The 5,111-nt window shown below is 17.7% G+C and carries 3 protein-coding genes; 1 reads left to right on the forward strand and 2 read right to left on the reverse strand.

Annotated elements, in window-relative coordinates; all coding sequences use genetic code 11:
* Positions 1-1,098: 1,098 nt before the first annotated feature.
* Entirely contained in the window at positions 1,099-1,869 is a 771-nt protein-coding gene (locus OC683_RS01925) for an SAV1803-related protein (RefSeq protein ID WP_304514871.1), read from the forward strand.
* Positions 1,870-2,334: 465 nt separating this feature from the next.
* Here the strand turns inward: OC683_RS01925 and OC683_RS01930 are convergent, their stop codons facing one another.
* On the reverse strand, positions 2,335-4,101 hold the full coding sequence (locus tag OC683_RS01930; protein ID WP_304514872.1) for a hypothetical protein: 1,767 nt from the start codon (positions 4,099-4,101) through the stop codon (positions 2,335-2,337).
* Positions 4,102-4,468: 367 nt separating this feature from the next.
* Complete coding sequence (locus OC683_RS01935; RefSeq protein WP_304514873.1) at positions 4,469-4,741, reverse strand: hypothetical protein; 273 nt, start codon at positions 4,739-4,741, stop codon at positions 4,469-4,471.
* Positions 4,742-5,111 lie beyond the last annotated feature (370 nt).

The following is a 5,111-nucleotide window of genomic DNA, read 5'->3' on the forward strand; positions in this document are numbered from 1 at the left end:
ATATTTTATTATTATTTTTTTTTATATTTACTTATATAAAATTCTACAAAACTTAAATACTACTCCCCCGCCCACCACCCCCCCCCCCCCCCCCCCCCCCCCCGCCCCCCTAGTATTGATAAAAATATTTATTACTAATTATTTACATTATATATAATTCATATTATTGAAATAGGAAATTTCTTTATATATTATTTATTAATTTATAATTATACATTTGATTTTAAGCATCATTTTTTTGGATTTGGATTGATTTTTATTTAAATATCTCTTAATTGATTAATTTATAGGTGATATTAAAATAAAAATCCATACTATCTATAAATTATTATTTTTTGTTTAAAAGCTATTATTTTATTATACATTTGGGTTTTTTAATAAATAGTTGTTAACATCTATACTCTATTTATAATAGTAACAACTTTTTAAAAAATGATTTGATATATTCCAAAAATTTGGTTATTAAATCTTGAATTAAAAAATTATATTATGTTATATAATTTAATTTAAACATTTTTATTTGCGTTTTCAATGATTATGCTGGTAATTTTTTTCACGATTGCATTTTGCTTGTCCAAATTATAATAATAATGATAATATATGTATATATTTGGCCATAAATTCTTATTATTTATAAAATTAAATTATTCAAAAAATTTAAATAAAGAAAATTTTATCATCAAATTTTGTATGAAATGAATTATTTTGTAAATATAAAATTATATTATTTTTATTTATTTAGAGAATTATTTTGTAAATATAAAATTATATTATTTTTATTTATTTAGAATAAATAATAAATAATGAATAATTAAGCTATAATTATTTTTATAGTTCAGATAAAAAATTAAAAATAGTTAAATATTATTTATAAACTTTTCATAAAAATAAAAAATAATTTCAATTATACAAAAATTTTATTTTTTCATAAATATAAAATTCAATAATTATTAATGAAATTAATTTTAAGCGAAAGGAATAAAAAAAATATATTTTTTACATTATAAAAAAATTTTTAATTCTGGATAAATTGATTACTTTTAATATTAAAAAAATAAAAATTTAAAAGATAAAAAATATATTTTAATTAAAAAGAATATGAAAGTTTTTTTCAAACAAAAATTACAACAATTTTCTCAAAAAATTAGACAAAAAATAAATTATATTGATGAATTGATGAACGAAATATATGAAATTATTCGAATTAGCTATCCTTCTATTTATTATGAATTACAAAAAATTGATAGTTTTGTATTATCTAACAAGTTTAAATTATGTTCTATTGAAAGAATAAAAACAATCTTAAAACATTTGGAAGATATTGAAGATATTTTAATTCAAGTGCACTACCAAAATAAAAATAATCAAATAGAATTTAGTATTCCTTATATGATACTTTTAACATATAATCAAATAATTGAAGTTTTATTAGATAAATATGGAGAAGTACCTGGAAACTATTTCTTAAACCGAAAATGTACTCAAATAAATGAATATATTAAAAGATCTTCAGAAGGTTTACAAATACATCACATTAAAGAAAACGAAATGAAAGGATTATCTAATCCTGAATTTGCTCAACAAGCTCCTTTTAGTTATCAAATGGCAGATAATTTAGTTTATTGTAATTTACTAGAACATTTTTTGTTGCATTGTAAAATTTGGGATCATTCAACTAACCCATTGCAAATTGATGTAGGCAAAAATGGAGCTCAAATATTGTTAAATGAATTAGAAAAAATTCATTTTGATAATGCTTGGCAATATCAATATTATAAATTTAAAGCGGCGCAAACCATTTTTTTTCAAAAAAAATCATTTTTTCAATGCCGCAGATTTTTTATAGTTTTACACATAATTAAATCTTAATAAAATATTAAGAAAAAACCGGATTTATAAACAAAAAAATTAAATTATTATTTTAATTCTGGTAAGTTTTTAGATATTCCCAAAGTTTAAAAACTTTTTTAATTTTTAAAAAAATCTTTAAGACTAACTTGATAGTTAGTCTTTTTTGGTTTTAAAAATTAAAAAAAATCTTCTTTTCTCAAAATATTTCAGAAGAATTCTAATTTTATAAAAATTGTTTAAAAATTTTAAAAATTAAAATTTAATTTTTTTAATATTAGCAAATCTTAAATAATTTTTTTTAAAGGCTTTAGGTTTTACTTAAAAGTGATTGCCAGCAAGCGATAAATTAATTAACATAATGAATTAACAATATGGAAGAATATTTGTTCTACCAATTTCTTCGATAATAATTAAATTCATATAAAAAAAGAAAATTTTTTATTGTTAAATAATAAATTAACCGAGAAATTAATATTTTTTCGGTTAATTATATTTAATATAAGACTCCCAATGTAATGTAATATAAAGAATCATATCTATTAATAATAAAAATTTCCAATTTGGAATTGCCATTATTTTGATTAAATAATTTTTAATAGTTTTTGACATTATTTGTAATGATGAAAAAAGGTAAATAATCAATGGACCTCCCAGAATTAAATTAGACCAATTATTTTTGATAAATGGGATTAAAATACTAGATTTATCTAATAATTTTAAAATAATCTTTCCCACAGCATATAAAAAATATGAATCAAGAATAATTTTTAACCATCTTTGAGAACGATTGTAACAATATCTAAATTTATCAGAAAATTTAGTAGAATTAATTAAAATTATATCATTAAATGAAACAAAATTATTAGTTTTAAAAAGATATTTATAATAAAATTTTTCTAAAACTTCATTAAAAGAATACTTAAAATCGGAATTATTAACGCTAGGTTTACGTAAAGAATAATTTTGAATAACTTTTTTAATTAAAGAAGAATAGGATTGATCTTTACAATCATTATTCTTTAATAATGTATGATTGGTTAAATTTAAATTAATACCAAAAATATCTTTTGCATAAAAATTTTTATTTTTTTGAAATAATAATAAATAATCATATGCAAAATCATTTGATCTGAATAAAGAATGAAAAAAACTATTTTCTGTTTTTGATAATTTAATAATTAAATCTATATGTTTACCGGATTTTAGCATAATTATATTTTGATGATATTCGAAATCTTTATTTAAAGAATTTAAAATATTTTCATCGCCAAATATAATAATTTTTCCCATAGAGGATAATGAGTTTAACATTAAGGGATAAAGATTTTTTTGAAAAATTTCTCTTCTTTTTTCACTATGCAAAAACTCTTGATAATGATTTTCATAATATTTTGATAATGCATTACCATCACAAATAATTAAATCTAACTCTGGAAGATGAAATTTTTTATTTTCGACATCAGCATAAAGTAATTCTTGATTTTTTAATAATAAATTCATACGAGCCAAACTAAAACCTATAGGATGATAACGAGTAAATAAAGTATTATTATCTTTTGAAATAATACAACCACCATATATCTTACCTTTAAAGTTTTGATTATGATTAATTTCTAATGTAGTAATAATTTTATTTAATATTAATCCCAAATCATTATCACAAGTCATATCATAAATATTAGCATTTAATAGTAATTCTGATTTAACTAATTCAGGTATTAAATGATTAAAAAAATCTAAATTTACAACTTTTTTATTATCGCTAATTTTTTGTTTTTGATATTCTACAATAACATTTTGAAATAATGTATTTAAATTATTAATTGATACTTGATTAATTATTAATATTATATTGGAAATAAAATTAGATTCTAATAAAACCGCATTATTTTTATATAAATTTATTTCTCGAAATAAATATTTATATTTATTGTTATTAGAAGCATCAATATTATAAAAAGCTTCATGTAAGTAATCAATTAATTCTGATTCAGTTAATTTTTTATTTACTACTTGGTTAATTAAAGAAGACCAAAATAAATTTATAGATAAAATAAAATTACTATTAATATTTTTATCCTGAAAATCTTCACATAAATGATTTTGCTCGTATTGATAAGATAAATATTTAAAAGTAATCAAACTACATATCGATTTTGTAATATATTCGGATGTTCTCGGATGTTTAGCATATTTTTTTAATTCATGAATTAATTGTTGTCCGGGTATATTATTATTCTTTAACAACATTAATTTTAAATTCCATTTCCGCTATTTTTCAATCTTAAATAAATAGCTATTTTTTTATTATTAAAGAATCTTTAAATATATATCTCAAAAATATAATATAATAATAAATTTTATTACAATTTATTTTATATTATACTAAATACGAAAATAAAATCCATCAAATCCTCAATTTTTAAATTAATTTAGATGTATAATAATAAATTTTTCATCATTATTCTACTGCTGTTGAATTATACTAACTTCCGTATTGTTTATTCTTTATTTAAAGCTCCTTTTATTAGCGTTATTTTTCATTATTTTCATTATCTGATAACGGCCCAATAATGATGATTTTGTTTTATCGTTATCATTCGTTTCATCAATTTTATTATAAATATTTTACTTCTATTTTATTATCATCTTCATAAGTTATTGAATCTTGAATTTGTGTTTTTTCATTATCATTTTTAATAAATTGATTATCTTGAATTTTATTTAATTTATTGTTTAAAGATTTAAATTCATTTTCTATTTTTTCTATTTTTGTTATTGTGACTTGAATTTTTATGTTTAAAATAATATAAATGATCATTAACATTATTGCGATAATTATTAAATAAATAAAATTATTCAAATATAAATAATGTTTTATTTTTTTCATTTTATAACCCAACCTATAATAAAATAATTATTGATTTAAAAAATTTTTAATATTGTTGATATTAATTGCAATTATTTAATCCTCATTTTAAAACGATAAATTATATAATATTAATATTTGCAAATAATTATAATATTTTTAAGAAAAATTAACCTTAAAAAATTTGTTTTATTTTAAATAAATTTTTTTAAAAAAAATTTATTTAAAATATCATTATATATCTATTTAAAAAACAAATTTATTTGTATTATAATCTTTATTTGAATAATATTCTTTATAAAAATAAAGATAAATATAATACTGAATAAAATAAATAAAACCCAAATAATAATTTTAATTAAAATTAATGAATTAATATAAATTTTAGCAT

It is taken from the genome of Candidatus Phytoplasma crotalariae (assembly GCF_030586865.1).
GTDB classification, from domain to species: domain Bacteria; phylum Bacillota_I; class Bacilli_A; order Acholeplasmatales; family Acholeplasmataceae; genus Phytoplasma; species Phytoplasma citri.

Coding starts and splice junctions, on each gene's coding strand:
- OC683_RS01925 (WP_304514871.1), top strand. CDS start 1,099: ATGAAAGTTTTTTTCAAACAAAAATTACAACAATTTTCTCAAAAAATT.
- OC683_RS01930 (WP_304514872.1), bottom strand. CDS start 4,101: ATGTTGTTAAAGAATAATAATATACCCGGACAACAATTAATTCATGAA.
- OC683_RS01935 (WP_304514873.1), bottom strand. CDS start 4,741: ATGAAAAAAATAAAACATTATTTATATTTGAATAATTTTATTTATTTA.